The organism is Vreelandella sp. 162(4c) (genome assembly GCF_058152265.1).
This window is the reverse complement of record NZ_CM176981.1, coordinates 2,588,090-2,602,028: the sequence shown is the minus strand read 5'-3', so window position 1 is coordinate 2,602,028 and position 13,939 is coordinate 2,588,090. Positions and strand designations below refer to the sequence as shown.

The window sequence follows — 13,939 nt, the reverse complement described above, 5'->3', positions numbered from 1 at the left end:
TTTATACCGAGAGTACGACGCCTCACACAACCATCGATAAAATCAAGAGGAATGCGAAATGCGTCAAGCTACCTGCTGCTTACTTTTCACGACAGTATTGATCGGCGGCCTCGCCCATGCTGATAGTAAGCCACTACGTATTGGGGTCGATGTTCCCTATGCGCCTTATCAGTATAAAGAGCCTGATGGCACCATCACAGGGTTTGAAGTTGAATTAGTCAATGCTGCTTGTGAACGCATGCAGCGCGAGTGCGAATGGGTAGAACAAGGTTGGGATGGAATTATTCCTGGGTTAATGGCGCGCAAATACGACCTTATAGCGTCAGCAATGAACATCACGGAAGAGCGTTCACGGCAAGTTAGCTTCTCGGCTCCCTACTACCAAGTACCATCCGTTTGGGTTAAAAGCATAAATAATGAGTACGACCTAGAAGGTGACTTGGCAGGGGTAGCAATCGGCGTGCAGCAGGCCACTATTCAAGATGAATATGTTACTAACTACTATCCTGATGCGGATATTCATCGATATGGTGATTCAGGCTCTGTAGTTGCCGACATGCATGCTGAGCGCCTTGATCTGGTTTTCACCGCCTATTCTCTTGCTCAAGAAACGATGCTCAAGGACGAGCGTTTTCTACAAACGGGGGACTTAATTACCGGCCCTGAGTCGATTTATGGCCCCGGTATTGGTGCTGCTTTCCGCCCACGAGATGAAGCACTAATAGAAGCATTTGATAAGGCGATGCAAGAAATTAAAGAAGATGGAACATTCGACAATATTTATAACAATTATTTTAAAGATCAGTAACCTAATGGTTATTTATATTCTTTCCTAGGCACAACGCAACAAGCCGACCGAAGGGTCGGCTTGTTGCTTACTAACAGACGGCAACGCGGGCAAAGCGCTTAAAGCGCTAGGTCGTACTCAACGATTAGCGGTGCGAACTCTGAGAAGGTCGCATCGTAATCGATCCACGCGTCGACCACGTGGCGGCGGAAGTTGGGGCCGACTAACTGATAGTCGATCCGCCAGCCTTCCTGGCGCTCACGAGGCACGTCTTGGTCAAGCTTCGGCCACCAGGTGTACTCACCTGCATCGCGGTTAATTTCGCGGAAGGTATCGATAAACCCGGTGGGACCAAGCACCTGATCCATCCAGGCGCGCTCTTCCGGGCGGAAGCCTGAGGTCAGTTGATTATCCGACCAGTTAGCCAAATCGACGGTTTTATGGGCAATATGCCAGGTACCGCAGAGGATGTATTCGCGGCGTTTGCGCGACATCTTCGTCAGGTACTCTTGGTACTGCTCCATAAACGCCTGTTTGGCTTTTTGGTCACTTCCATCAGGCATCAAGAAAGAAACGATACTGAAGCGTTCATAATCCGCCTGCAGAAAACGTCCTTCATGATCACACTGTGGAAACCCAAGGCCATACATAATCGCCTTGGGAATTTTGCGGCAATAGAGTGCCACACCGGAGAAACCGTCCTCTTCGGCATCCAGGAAATAGCCTTCATAGCCTTCCGGATACAGAATGTGGTCACCCAGTTCAAAACTTTTTGCCTTGATGTTCTGCACGCAGACCACGTCGACATCCTGCTGAGCCAGCCAGTCCAGGAAGCCACGATCGACGGCATCACGAATACCATTGACATTGATGCTGGCAATTTTCATAAATCGTCCCTTTTGCGTCGCTGCTGTATGATACCCGACGTTTAGACGTTTGGGTAAAGGCAGCTAGTAAAACTTGCCATTTACCCCACTTTTATTGTTGCTTTCGTACTGATTTAAACCTACCGCCTAGTGAGGAATGCCGTGGCCACCACTCTACAACCCTACCAGCGCGATTTCATTGCCTTTGCCATTGAGCAAGGCGTGCTTAAGTTTGGCGAGTTTACGCTTAAATCTGGCCGCGTTAGCCCCTACTTTTTCAACGCAGGGCTGTTTCAAACCGGTCGTGCGCTGGCCAAACTGGGGCGTTTTTACGCCCAGGCGATTGTCGATAGCGGCTTAAACGCCGATGTGTTGTTTGGCCCGGCGTACAAAGGTATCCCACTGGCGGCAGTCACCGCGGCGGCACTGGCCGATCATCACGACCGGGATATGCCCTACGCCTTCAACCGCAAAGAGGCTAAAACCCACGGAGAAGGCGGCAATATTGTGGGCGCACCGCTTGCTGGCGATATTTTGATCATTGATGACGTGATTACCGCGGGCACCGCGATTCGCGAAGTGATGACGCTGATTGAGCAGAGCGGTGCTCAGGCCGCCGGGGTAATTATCGCACTCGACCGTCAAGAGCGCGGCCAGGGCGAGCAGAGCGCGATTCAGGAAGTGCAGGCTCAGTATGCCATGCCGGTGGTCAGTATCGTTACCCTGGAGCAAGTGCTCACTTATCTGGAAGAGCATGCCGGTGGCGAAATGCTCGCCTACGCTGAAGCGATCAGGGCTTATCGTGACCGCTATGGGATTGCTGGCTGATTAGACCTGCAACGCGCCAGCAAAACCTTGCTGGCGCCACGCCTCGTAGCTCACAATAGCCACGGCGTTGGACAGGTTTAGGCTACGGTTGTTCGGCTGCATGGGCAGGCGCAATTTATGCTCCGAAGTTAGCGCTTCATGCACCTGGGGTGAGAGCCCAGCGGTTTCAGAGCCAAACAGCAGTACATCGCCTGGGGCAAAGTCCGCATCGCTGTAGGTGCGGGTTCCCTTGGTAGTGATCGCCCAGATGCGCCGCCCCTGCATGGTTTGCTGAAAGGCGCTAAAATCGGCGTGGCGAGTGACGTTGTCGAGGTCGCGGTAATCCAGCCCGGCGCGACGCAGCTTCTTCTCTTCCAGGTCGAAGCCAAGCGGCTCAATCAGGTGTAACCGGCAGCCATTATTGGCCACCAAGCGCATGATATTGCCCGTATTGGGCGCCATACGCGGTTCAAAAAGCGCTACTTCAAACATCTCCACCTGCCTGTTTATTATGCATTCGCCAAGCGGACGATTGTACTTGAAACCGTACTTGAAATCGTAATTGAAACCGCCTGCAACTCTCGTAGAGGACGACCGACGCCATGACGCCCGCAACGCCCAAGAGCATTCTTAGCCGCATCAAAGGGCTAAACCCGCGCCAACAGGAAGCCGTGCGCTACATTGATGGCCCTTGCCTGGTGTTGGCGGGTGCAGGTTCCGGTAAAACCAGCGTTATCACCACTAAAATTGCCTATTTGGTGCAAGTGTGTGGGATGAGCGCGCGCAGAATCGCCGCGGTGACCTTTACCAATAAAGCCGCCCGAGAGATGAAAGAGCGCGTGGGCCAGATGCTCCACGGCAAAGAGGGCCACGGGCTGACGGTCTCTACATTTCACACCCTGGGGCTGAATATTATCCGTGGCGAGCTTAAAACCTTGGGCTATAAACCGGGCTTTTCGCTATTTGACCCGGAAGACGCCAAAGCACTGCTGCGCGATTTGATGAATAAAGACGCTCAGGTGGACGCCGAGCAGATCAACGCCGTGCAGAGCAAAATTTCCACCTGGAAGAACGACTTGGTGCTGCCCAGCGATGCGCTCTCGTTTGCGGCTGATGACGATGAGCACTTTGCCGCTCGGGTGTATGAAGCCTACGTACGCCATTTAAAAGCCTACAACGCGGTGGATTTCGACGACCTGATTCTGCTGCCGGTGGTATTGCTCAAGAACGATCCGGAAGCGCTCGAGCGCTGGCGGCGCAAAATCCATTACATGCTGGTGGATGAGTACCAGGACACCAACGTCTCCCAGTACCTGTTGGTGAAACTGCTAATGGCGGAGCGCTCCACATTCACCGTAGTGGGCGATGATGACCAGTCGATCTACGCCTGGCGCGGTGCACGCCCTGAAAACCTGATTACCCTGGGTGAGGATTTCCCACGCCTGAAAGTCATCAAGCTGGAGCAAAACTACCGCTCTACCGCCACGATACTGCGCGCAGCCAACACACTGATCGCCAATAACCCCCACGTTTACGAGAAGACACTATGGTCTGATATGGGCGACGGCGCGCCTATTCGAGTAATCGTGAATCGTCATGAAGAGGCGGAGTCTGAGCGGGTCGCCAGCGAAATGCTCACCCGGCGTATCAAGGAAAAGGCCGAGTGGCGGGACTTTGCGGTGCTTTATCGGGGCAATTTCCAGGCCCGCTTGTTAGAGCTTAAGCTGCAGCACTACCAAATTCCTTACAAGCTCTCCGGTGGTACGTCGTTTTTCTCGCGCAACGAGATTAAAGACACCATGGCTTACCTGCGCCTGCTGATTAATCCCGCCGACGACAACGCTTTTTTGCGCATTGTGAACGTGCCACGCCGCGAAGTGGGCCCTGGAACGGTAGAGAAGCTCGCCAACTATGCTACAGAACGCTCAATTTCGCTGTTTGCCGCCTGCCATGAGCTTGGGTTGGAGCAAGTATTACCGACCCGAGCCGTGGAGCGTTTGTCGCGCTTTACCCACTTTATCGACGGCGTGCGCAAGCGCATGGATCAAGGCGATGCCATTGCCGCCATTCGCGACATGCTGCGGGATATGGATTACGAAGCTTGGCTGTATCAAAACGCCAGCGCGCCCACCGTCGCCGAACGTCGCATGGCCAACGTGTGGATTCTAATCGACCAGCTAGAAAAATCCCTCAACCGCGACCCAGAGGACGATACCGATTCCACCGAGACCGAAACCGACGGCGTAGAAGCAGCTATTTCACGCTTGGTACTGCGCGATATTCTGGAGCAGCAGGCGGAAGAGGATGACTCGGATAGAGTACAGCTACTCACCATGCACGCCTCAAAAGGCCTGGAGTTCCCCCACGTCTATTTAATGGGCTTGGAAGAGGATCTACTGCCTCACCGCAACGCCATCGAAGTAGGCACTGTGGAGGAGGAGCGGCGGCTGGCCTATGTGGGCATTACCCGGGCGCGGCGCACGCTAACGCTGACGCTTGCCCGCCAGCGCAAAGCCTACGGTGAACTGATGGACTGTACGCCCAGCCGCTTTTTAGACGAGCTTCCCGGGGAGGATTTGGAGTGGGAAGGTCGTGCCGATAAAGAGGATCCGGATAAGAAGCAGGCCCGCGGTAAAGACGCCATTGCCGGGCTGCGTTCGCTGCTGGGGTGATAAAGTGGGAGTTATAAAATTAGGCTTTTAAAAAAAGAATATCCACAGGGCGGCGACTAAAACACCCTGTGGATAAATTTACCAAGCTAAATCATTGCTGCTTACTTTACTGGGCTTCAGCCATTAAATAATCGACAACGGCCATCACTTCTTCATCGGAAAGATTGGGATTACCGCCTTTGGCTGGCATAGCGCCGATACCGTTAATGGCGCTGGCGTAGAGCTCATCAGCCCCCTTCTCTAAACGCGCCGCCCAAGCTTCTGAATCGCCAATTGTCGGTGCGCCAGCAACGCCGTTATCGTGACATGCCACACAGCCAGAACTTGCGTAGAGAGCTTCACCGTCTAAGTCGCTGCCACCGCTGGCTTCTTCAACTGCTGCCGCGTCTTCTTCACTCGCTGCATCGTCGTTAGAAGCCATTTCTTCAGTTGCCGCTTCACCTTCAGCAGCGGCGGTCTCTTCGGTAGCGGCCTCATCGGCGGCACCTTCGTCGCTAGAAGCTTCGGCCTCTGCAGCAGCTTCATCACCGCCACTCAACTCGGGCACTTCCATAACCGGCTCAACCATATAGGCGACCGCCGCTTCCACTTCTTCATCGGAAAGGTTGGGGTTACCGCCTTTCGCCGGCATGGCGCCAATACCGTTAATAGCGTGATCTAGCAGCGTGGCGAAGCCTTGTTCAGCACGTTCAGCCCAGGCCTCTTCATCACCACGAATAGGTGCGCCCGCAGCGCCCGATTCATGACAGGCGCTACATACATTACCGTAGATGCCCTCACCGTCGATATCACCGCCACTGCTACTATCGCTAGGAGGTGCCGCTGCGGTGCCACAGTCTTGGCCTTGTAAACAGAGTTGACCCACCGGCGCCAAACGCTCGGCAATCGCATCACGTGCGGCGTCATCTTGGGCATAAACACTGGATGTGCCCGCCATGAAGCCGAGGGCCGCCAGCCCGCTCATGATCAGCTTAGCTTTCACTCTCACCACCTCTTGAGTATTGTCATCAAACTTTTATCCTCAACCCCTGTGCGTGGCAGCGCCAATATCGACGGTGCGCAGCTGAGACGCCAAGACGTGCATATAGGACTAGTATAACGGCAACGCAAAGCGCAAGAAAATGCTACTAAGCGCGCCTATTCAACCGTTGACTACTATTGGCAGCTTAATTTGGCAAACTCCTCCTCTCACCACTGCCTTTCCAGGCGAATAAACGTTGCTGCGCATAGCGTATGAAACCCGCCTGCTGGTAAAGCCGTTTAGCCGGTAAATTTATGTCATCTACCGCCAGCGTGACCTCCTGCACGCCAGCCTGCTGGGCAAGCGCGAGGCCTTTATTTAACAACGAGCGCCCCAAGCCTTTGCCACGCCAATTCGGTGTTAGTCCCATTAACATTAGCTCCCAACGGCCTAGCGCAGGGCGCGGCGCAAGCAGTAGCACACCCACCACAGCCTCGTGATAGCCCACTGCGTACCAGTGCCGTGGCGCTTGGGGATCCTGCTGATAAAACCCATTCAATAACTCTTCCACTGAGAGTACGTCGCGCAGGGGTCGGCTATCCAGCGAACCCTGACCCACTGCGGCCAGCAGATTCAGCTGTTCCGCCCAAGAAAACTCGCAAAGCGGCTGCAGTGAAAGCGGCAGCGCTTCATTCATCGCTAAGCGGTAGCGGCTACTGCCGGTTAAATGATCCAAGCAAGCCAAACGCTGCATGCCATGCTCACGTAGCAGCGCTTCTGATACGGGCGCCTGGGATGACAGCTCCAAGTGGCACAAGCGAATGTTGTGGGCTTCTACCCATGCATTGGCCGCACGCAATAGCGCGCTAGTATGCACACCCTGTTCGCTGGGCAACGGCTTGGGTAACCATAGCTGCGCCATATTCATGGGCAGAGGTTGTACCCAGATGGCGCTCACTAACTGGCCTGCCTCAATAGTTATCCATAGCCCATCCCACTGGACATCTGGTTGATTGTACATTGCCTTTACGGCAGCGCTCAGTGCCGCTTGCTGTTCAGGGTCATGAGCAGCAGCCAGCTGCAGCAGTGCCTCGCGACGCCGTGCTGGCGGGCAAAGTACTACCTCTGGGCTATTTGAGGGGTCACTAGACGTCATGGCTGATCAATCAAATGCCGAGCTCCGAAGAAGTAATAAAGCGTGCTACGTTATTAGCCTACAATTTATAACCTCATCCTGACGGCCTAAGCCTTTGCACGCCACCCTTATCCGTGCTTATTTCAAAGGTTAATGGCAGCGAATGATTTAAAGGAGTAACCATCCCGCCATGCGTATATTGTTGGTAGAAGACGATCCGAGCTTAGCCTCGGGCATTCGCTTGGCATTAAAGCCCGAGAATTTCACGGTGGATCACCTGAGTGATGGCGTTAGCGCCTTGGCCGCGTTAAAGGAAGGTGAACCTTTTGATGCGGTCATTCTCGATCTGGGGCTACCGCGTATGGATGGTATGCAGGTACTGGAAGCCGTGCGGCGGCTGGGCAATCGCGTGCCCATTTTGGTATTAACCGCTCGCGATGCCGTCGATGAACGTATCGCCGGGTTGGATGCAGGTGCCGATGATTATTTAACCAAGCCGTTTGAGGTCGCTGAATTAAAAGCCCGCCTGAGAGCCTTGTTGAGACGTAGCAGTGACCAGGTAAACAGCGCCCTGGAGTGCCGAGGTATTCGCCTTGATCCGTTAACCATGCAGGTTAGCTACCAGGGGAAACCCGTGGTGTTATCACGACGGGAATTAACCCTGCTGCAAGAGTTTATGAGTCACCCTGGGCGAGTGTTCACCCGCGATACCCTAACGCGCTTGGTCTATGGCTGGGATGAAGATGTAGAAAGCAATGCCATTGAAGTACATGTGCACCACCTTCGGCGAAAATTCTTTCCTCACCTGATTCGCACACTACGCGGCATTGGTTACGTAATGGATAAAACGGACCAGGATCAGCACTCATGACCTCTATCCGCCAACGCACTCTGGGGCTAGCGCTGCTGGTGTTTGGCATTAGCATGCTGGTGATTGGCTTTATCAGCTATCGCTACGCTGCCCATGAAATTGAAGCACTGTACGATGCCAGTCTTGAGCAAAATGCGCGCTTATTAGAAGGCTTGTTGCAAGCACCGCTGCCAGATGAGGCCCGGGGAGTACTGCTCAACAGCCTAGAAAGCGCTCTAGGCAAAACGGCGAGATCTGATCGACGCTTTGCAGGTTACCGGGCGGATAGCCAGCTGGGCTTTCAGCTATGGGAACGGAACCGCCTCCTGTTGCGCTCAGCTAATGCCCCTGAGTCGCCGTTGGCCGATCTCCCTTTGGGTTTCACTAGTCAGTCTATTGATGAGATCCAATGGCGCATTTATGTACTCGACATCCCCAACTCCATACAGCGGATTGTGGTTAGCGAGCGCGAAGACGTTCGCGGGGAGCTGATCAGGGCGGTAGCATTGCGCACGTTACTGCCCGACCTGATTGGCCTGCCGCTACTCACCGCCCTGCTGTGGTGGTCGATTGGCTGGGGCTTGGTACCACTGTTGCGCATGGCCGAGCAAATTCGCAATCGTGATCCGCATAATTTACAGCCCCTCACCCTCAGCCCACTGCCCCAGGAACTAGATACTATCGCCGGTGCGCTCAACCGGCTGTTAGAGCGAATCCGCATAATGCGCGTGCGCGAAAAACGCTTTATTGCCGATGCCGCGCATGAATTACGTACCCCGTTAGCAGTGCTTGATCTACACGCCCAGAATGCCCTGACTGCCGACAATCTTGAAGATCGTCAGGAGGCGCTCAGTCACCTTCGCGGCGGCGTTGCACGGGCCACGCGCTTGGTTACCCAACTCTTAACGCTGGCTCGCCTGGAGCCTGAAGAGGAGTCGCAGCCTGAATACCGCACTAGCCAGTTGCTTAGTGAAGTGCGTGAGACCCTGGCCAAGCTTTCGCCGCTGGCCGCTGAGCGCGAACAGCAGCTACTGTTAAATGCAGATGAGCAGGCAGATTGGTCGATATTAGAAGAGCCCGGTGCCATTGAAACCCTGGTACAGAATCTGGTCGGTAATGCTATCCAACACTCGCCTAACCATAGTGTCATCAGCATCACCCTAGCGACGACGCCACAAAGCTTTCAATTAACGGTGGATGACCAAGGCCCGGGGATACCAATCAATGAACGCAAAAAAGTGGTTGAGCGCTTTCAACGCTCGGGCCCCAGTGCTGGTTCAGGATTAGGACTTTCCATCGTTGAGCGGCTGGTCACACGCCATAGCGGCACCCTTCAGCTTGATGATGCCCCCAGTGGGGGATTGCGTGTGCGTATTGTTTTACAGCGCCTAAAAGAGGAGTAGCACCCTCTTTTCTTGCTAAACTGAGTTTTATGAGTCTCTTAAGGTTGCGATAAGAATTGCGTGCAACTGTGGAGGTGCAAGGCGAGCCAGACACCCACGGCTCCCTCTTTTCTCCACATGGAGGTACCCTGATGAACCAAGTGACTTTTTCACCTAAACCCTTAATTCAACTAGGCTCAGCACCACTGCTAGCCAAGCCAACGGCGCGGCGGCTACTGCCTACTAGCCCAGCGATGACGGTACTGACCGACTTTTCCCAAGTCATGCCTCAATCCGTTGATGCCGACACGCCTATCGACGAGGCGCATCTCAAGATGCGTTATAGCGGTGTAAGACTACTGTTCGTGATGGATCACCAAGCGCACTGCATCGGAATTATTAACTCAAAAGAAGTGATTGGTACGCGGCGTATCAACATCGCCATGCAGCAGCGTAACCTCAGCCGCGAAGAAGTGACCGCTGAAATGATCATGACCCCGTGGCACAAGCTTAGCGCCATGACCATCGCCCAGCTGGCATCGCTGACCATTGAGGATCTGGTGCTGTCGATGGAAGCCGTGACCGATCAACACCTGTTAATCACAGAGCAAAACGATAACCACGAACTTAGAATTCGCGGCATTATCTCAGCCAGTGATATACAGAGCGCGGTAGGTAAAGAAATCAACCCGGTGCCTATGGCGAAAAGCTTCGCTGATATTTGCCAAGTCATAACTGGCCACGATCTATAACGACTGATCGTTAACCCATTTAATTTACATCTAGAAACGCCCCTCACTGGTTACTCAGTGAGGGGCGTTTTCAGTTTGCTATACAGCGTTTAAAACAACGCGCCGTTAATCCAAAGATGCGTCGCAATGCTGGCGGCATAGCCCAGCAATATTGCCGGTACCCAGCGAAGGTGTACGGCAAAGGTATAAATACCTCGCGCCTGCCCCATAAGGGCAACCCCCGCGGCTGAGCCCATAGAGAGCAAACTACCCCCCACGCCTGCGGTTAAGGTAATCAACAGCCAGTTACCCTCCGTCATATCCGGGGCCATGGAAAGTACTGCGAACATCACCGGGATGTTGTCCACGACTGCCGAGATAAGCCCCAGCACCACGTTCGCCCACACCGGGTTCCAACTGCCGTAGAGCGTTTCGGAAAGCAGGCTGAGGTAGCCCATAAAGCCAAGGCCACCCACACACATTACAACCCCGTAGAAGAACAGCAGCGTATCCCACTCGGAACGAGCGATACGGCTGAAAATATCGAAGGGAACCACGCTACCCAGCTGCTCCAGCTTCTTCCAATCGCCCCGGCGGGAGTAGCGCTCACGCTTGCGTTCAAGCGAACGCGGCAGGCTGCGGCGTAGGTAGTAACCAAAGAACTGCAGCAGGCCTAAACCAAACATCATGCCCATGGCAGGCGGTAAGTAGAGGATAGAATGGCACAGTACCGAGATGGCCACGGTAATCAAAAACAGTACGATAATTCGCCGTGCGCCGCGCTTGAGCCAGACATTCTCTTTAAGCGAAGCAGGCTGACGATTGACGATAAAGAAATTCATGATAACCGCAGGCACCATGAAATTAACCACCGCCGGAAGCAGCAGCGCGAAGAAGCCTTCAAATGGTACTTGGCCCGCCTGCCACACCATCAGCGTGGTGATATCGCCAAATGGGCTAAAAGCACCACCCGCGTTAGAAGCTACCACCACATTGACACAGCAAAGGCCGATAAACTTATTATCACCCTCGGCCACTTTGAGTACCACGGCGCACATCAGCATGGCGGTGGTCATATTGTTGGCAATCGCCGAAATACCGAATGCCATGACACCGGTAATCCAGAACAAGGAGCGATAGCTGAAGCCTTTACGCACTAGCCAAGAACGTAGCGCATCAAATACCCGACGCTCTTCCATGGCGTTGATATAGGTCATTGCCACCAGCAAAAACAGCAGTAGCTCAGCGTATTCAAGCAGTGTTTCACGGAAGGCGGTTTCCGCCTCTTCCGGCATCCCCGCTTGTACATAGACCCAGGCCACTAGCGCCCAGATAAGCCCTGCCGCAACCAGCACCGGCTTAGACTTACGCATATGCAGTAGCTCTTCACTCATCACCAACGCATAGGCGAGCACGAAGATCACGACAGAAGAGATACCGGCAAGCGAAAGAGTAAGATCAAGGGGCCCAGCGGCGGCATAAGAGAGGGAAGGAAAGACAAAAAGCGTGCAGGCGAGCAACAACCAAGCGACCCGGCTAGCATAATGCCGGGTTACGTGGACGTTTGGTGGTTTCATGGCGATGTTATCCAATCAGAAGGGAAAAAGACCGCCACGATCATAAGCACCCTAATGACATGCTGCAACGCAACGGTTGCGCATAAGATGCGACTTATTGCCGCATCTCGTAAAGCGTTTTTATTAGTTCAACTACTCACAAGGTTTGGCGTCGTCGTCACTCCACCGTCACGCTCTTGGCCAGATTACGGGGCTGGTCAACATCTGTACCCTTGAGCACGGCCACGTGGTAACTCAATAGCTGTAGCGGCAGGGTATACAGCAGCGGCGCCAGCGCTTCGTGCACGTGTGGCAGGGTCAGCACACGAATATCTTCCTGAACGTCGATACCCACGCTTTCATCGGCGAACACAAACAGTTTGCCGCCGCGGGCACGGACTTCCTGAAGGTTGGATTTTAGCTTTTCAAGCAGATCATCGTTGGGGGCGACCGATATCACTGGCATTTCGCTATCCACTAGCGCCAGCGGGCCATGCTTTAACTCACCTGCGGGATACGCCTCGGCATGAATATAGGAAATCTCTTTGAGCTTTAACGCCCCCTCAAGAGCAATCGGATAGTGAGCCCCGCGCCCCAAGAAGAGCGCATGATGTTTCTCTGCAAACGCTTGGGAAAGTATTTCGATCTGGCTATCCAACGCCAACACCCGCTGACACACCTCCGGCAACGTGCGCAGCGCAGCGATAATATCCGGATACTCAACCTGATTTTTGGCTTTACTGACCGAAAGCGTCAGCAGCATTAACGCCACTAACTGGGTAGTAAAGGCTTTGGTAGAGGCCACGCCAATTTCAGGGCCCGCGCGGGTCATCAGAGACATATCCGACTCCCGCACCAGCGAACTACCGGGCACGTTACAAATCGCCAGCGAGCCCACATAATTGAGGGTTTTAGCAAAGCGTAAAGCAGCCAGGGTGTCAGCGGTTTCGCCGGACTGGGAGAGGGTGACAAACAGCGTGCCTTCGGGCACGACCGGGTGGCGGTAGCGATATTCAGAGGCCACCTCGACCTGCACCGGCACCCCCGCATAACGCTCCAGCCAATAGCGCGCCACCAGCCCCGCATGGTAGCTGGTGCCGCAGGCAATGATATGCACGTGGCGAGTGCGCTGGAAAAGCGCCAGCGCATCGGGGCCAAAGCTCTCTATTAACACGCTTTGAGCGCTCAGCCGCCCCTCTAATGCCGCCTCAATCACCGTTGGCTGCTCGAAAATTTCTTTGAGCATATAGTGGCGGTAATCGCCCTTACTGGCCGCGCCATCGCCGTGCTCAAAGGTATGAATAGGGCGTTCGACGTCGTTACCGTGGCGATCCACAATGCGAATGGCACCCTGCTCGCGCAGCTCGACCAAATCGCCCTCTTCAAGGTAAATAAAACGATCTGTGACCGGCAGCAACGCCAGGGGGTCAGAGGCTAAAAAGGCCTCATTAATCCCCACACCGACCACCAGCGGACTACCTTGGCGCGCGCCAACCACCACGCCAGGTTCTTGAGCACACATTACGCCCAGTGCGTAGGCACCGCCTAAGCCGTTAACGATCTGCTGGGTAGCATCAAACAGGGTGAGCCCATCAGCCAGCTTTTCGGAGAGTAAGTGAGCAATTACTTCGGTGTCGGTTTCTGAGCTAAACGCATAGCCACTGCGCTGGAGGCTCTCTTTTATAGCCTCGTAGTTCTCAATGATACCGTTATGCACAACGGCAACCTGATCGCTACTGTGGTGCGGGTGCGCATTGGCCTCAGAGGGTTTACCGTGGGTTGCCCAGCGGGTATGCGCGATACCCGAAAAACCCGGTAGCGCGGCCTTATCCAATTGAGCGGTAAGCGCCGCCACTTTTCCAAGCGCACGATGGCGGGTTAATACGCCGTCGTTGAACACCGTCATACCGGCTGAATCGTAGCCGCGATATTCCAGGCGTTTTAGTCCTTCTAATAGAATTTCTTGGACGTTGCGCTGGGCAACGGCGGCCACAATGCCACACATAATCACTCTCCTAGTTTATTAACCAGAGCTCTTCACAAACGCTACTCGACCAACCCGCTGAACGGTAGAACGACGACCATTGATTATAAATACGTCTTTTTAATGATTCTTAGCACCATTTAAAAACGATTTTAAGCGCTGTTTTAAGGACTGACTCAAGAGCCCTCTTTAATTGCTTCCTTCCCGC

General features: G+C 54.1%; 12 protein-coding genes. 6 read left to right on the top strand and 6 right to left on the bottom strand.

Annotated elements, in window-relative coordinates:
- Window positions 1–58: 58 nt before the first annotated feature.
- Window positions 59–808: a transporter substrate-binding domain-containing protein gene (locus AC4EYZ_RS11930; RefSeq protein ID WP_027958520.1), complete on the top strand. Its 750-nt coding sequence runs from the start codon at window positions 59–61 to the stop codon at window positions 806–808.
- A gap of 98 nt (window positions 809–906) precedes the next feature.
- On the opposite strand, the gene AC4EYZ_RS11925 is transcribed toward AC4EYZ_RS11930, so the two are convergent.
- Window positions 907–1,674 carry an exodeoxyribonuclease III gene (locus AC4EYZ_RS11925; protein ID WP_009286323.1) on the bottom strand — a complete coding sequence of 256 codons (768 nt, stop codon included), beginning with the start codon at window positions 1,672–1,674 and terminating at the stop codon, window positions 907–909.
- A gap of 141 nt (window positions 1,675–1,815) precedes the next feature.
- Here AC4EYZ_RS11925 and pyrE point away from each other — a divergent pair, with 141 nt between their 5' ends.
- Window positions 1,816–2,481 carry an orotate phosphoribosyltransferase gene (pyrE, locus tag AC4EYZ_RS11920; RefSeq protein WP_039857831.1) on the top strand — a complete coding sequence of 222 codons (666 nt, stop codon included), beginning with the start codon at window positions 1,816–1,818 and terminating at the stop codon, window positions 2,479–2,481.
- Here the strand turns inward: pyrE and AC4EYZ_RS11915 are convergent, their stop codons facing one another.
- Window positions 2,482–2,952, bottom strand: a complete 471-nt coding sequence (locus tag AC4EYZ_RS11915; RefSeq protein WP_022521067.1) for a tRNA (cytidine(34)-2'-O)-methyltransferase — start codon at window positions 2,950–2,952, stop codon at window positions 2,482–2,484.
- 110 nt (window positions 2,953–3,062) lie between these two features.
- Here AC4EYZ_RS11915 and rep point away from each other — a divergent pair, with 110 nt between their 5' ends.
- Window positions 3,063–5,132: a DNA helicase Rep gene (rep, locus tag AC4EYZ_RS11910; protein ID WP_141440225.1), complete on the top strand. Its 2,070-nt coding sequence runs from the start codon at window positions 3,063–3,065 to the stop codon at window positions 5,130–5,132.
- Window positions 5,133–5,238: 106 nt separating this feature from the next.
- Here rep and AC4EYZ_RS11905 read toward each other — a convergent pair whose 3' ends face one another.
- Both AC4EYZ_RS11905 and AC4EYZ_RS11900 read right to left on the bottom strand, forming a co-directional pair.
- Window positions 5,239–6,114 (bottom strand): c-type cytochrome, encoded by an 876-nt coding sequence (locus AC4EYZ_RS11905; RefSeq protein ID WP_138800884.1) that lies wholly within the window; start codon window positions 6,112–6,114, stop codon window positions 5,239–5,241.
- A gap of 184 nt (window positions 6,115–6,298) precedes the next feature.
- Window positions 6,299–7,249 (bottom strand): GNAT family N-acetyltransferase, encoded by a 951-nt coding sequence (locus AC4EYZ_RS11900; RefSeq protein WP_027958516.1) that lies wholly within the window; start codon window positions 7,247–7,249, stop codon window positions 6,299–6,301.
- Between the two features lie 169 nt (window positions 7,250–7,418).
- On the opposite strand from AC4EYZ_RS11900, the gene AC4EYZ_RS11895 reads away from it, so the two are divergent.
- The 3 genes from AC4EYZ_RS11895 (at window position 7,419) to AC4EYZ_RS11885 (ending at window position 10,212) form a co-directional block, all read left to right on the top strand.
- Window positions 7,419–8,099 carry a response regulator transcription factor gene (locus AC4EYZ_RS11895; protein ID WP_022521064.1) on the top strand — a complete coding sequence of 227 codons (681 nt, stop codon included), beginning with the start codon at window positions 7,419–7,421 and terminating at the stop codon, window positions 8,097–8,099.
- Entirely contained in the window at window positions 8,096–9,481 is a 1,386-nt protein-coding gene (locus AC4EYZ_RS11890) for an ATP-binding protein (protein ID WP_009286329.1), read from the top strand. Before AC4EYZ_RS11895 ends, AC4EYZ_RS11890 begins: the two co-directional genes overlap by 4 nt.
- Window positions 9,482–9,612: 131 nt before the next feature.
- Complete coding sequence (locus AC4EYZ_RS11885) at window positions 9,613–10,212, top strand: CBS domain-containing protein (RefSeq protein ID WP_027958514.1); 600 nt, start codon at window positions 9,613–9,615, stop codon at window positions 10,210–10,212.
- Between the two features lie 89 nt (window positions 10,213–10,301).
- Here the strand turns inward: AC4EYZ_RS11885 and nhaD are convergent, their stop codons facing one another.
- Entirely contained in the window at window positions 10,302–11,768 is a 1,467-nt protein-coding gene (nhaD, locus tag AC4EYZ_RS11880) for a sodium:proton antiporter NhaD (RefSeq protein WP_022521061.1), read from the bottom strand.
- Between the two features lie 157 nt (window positions 11,769–11,925).
- Window positions 11,926–13,752, bottom strand: a complete 1,827-nt coding sequence (gene glmS / locus AC4EYZ_RS11875) for a glutamine--fructose-6-phosphate transaminase (isomerizing) (RefSeq protein ID WP_474191640.1) — start codon at window positions 13,750–13,752, stop codon at window positions 11,926–11,928.
- Window positions 13,753–13,939 lie beyond the last annotated feature (187 nt).